Source organism: Escherichia albertii NBRC 107761 = DSM 17582 (genome assembly GCF_000759775.1).
Taxonomy (GTDB): Bacteria; Pseudomonadota; Gammaproteobacteria; order Enterobacterales; family Enterobacteriaceae; genus Escherichia; species Escherichia albertii.
The window spans coordinates 1-508 of sequence record NZ_BBMY01000060.1; the positions used below are offsets into that span (position 1 = coordinate 1).

Annotated in this window: 2 protein-coding genes; both read left to right on the plus strand. The window is 52.8% G+C overall.

What is annotated here, in order from left to right; genetic code table 11:
- Window positions 1-206 (plus strand): Ail/Lom family outer membrane beta-barrel protein (locus EA14781_RS11990; RefSeq protein WP_042335693.1); only part of this gene is annotated, 206 nt, incomplete at its 5' end.
- Window positions 207-270: 64 nt separating this feature from the next.
- Window positions 271-508 (plus strand): prophage tail fiber N-terminal domain-containing protein (locus EA14781_RS23250; protein WP_175026689.1); only part of this gene is annotated, 238 nt, incomplete at its 3' end.

Below are 508 nucleotides of genomic sequence, written 5' to 3' on the forward strand. Positions count from 1 at the left end.
TTCGCGTAACTGACAACAAGGGGAAAACGCACGATGTGCTGACCGGAAGTGATGACGGTCGCCACAGCGACACCTCTCTGGCGTGGGGAGCTGGCGTGCAGTTTAACCCGATCGAATCCGTGGCCATTGATATTGCTTATGAAGGCTCCGGCAGTGGCGACTGGCGCACTGACGGTTTCATCGTGGGTGTCGGTTATAAATTCTGATTAGCCAGGTAACACAGTGTTATGACAGTCCGCCGGTTCAGGCGGGCTTTTTTGTGAGGTGAATATGGCAGTAAAGATTTCAGGTGTACTGAAAGACGGCACAGGAAAACCGGTACAGAACTGCACAATCCAGCTGAAAGCAAAACGTAACAGTACCACGGTGGTGGTGAACACGGTGGCCTCAGAAAATCCGGATGAAGCCGGGCGTTACAGCATGGATGTTGAGTATGGCCAGTACAGCGTCACCCTGCTGGTTGAAGGTTTTCCTCCTTCGCATGCCGGGACCATCACAGTGTATGAAG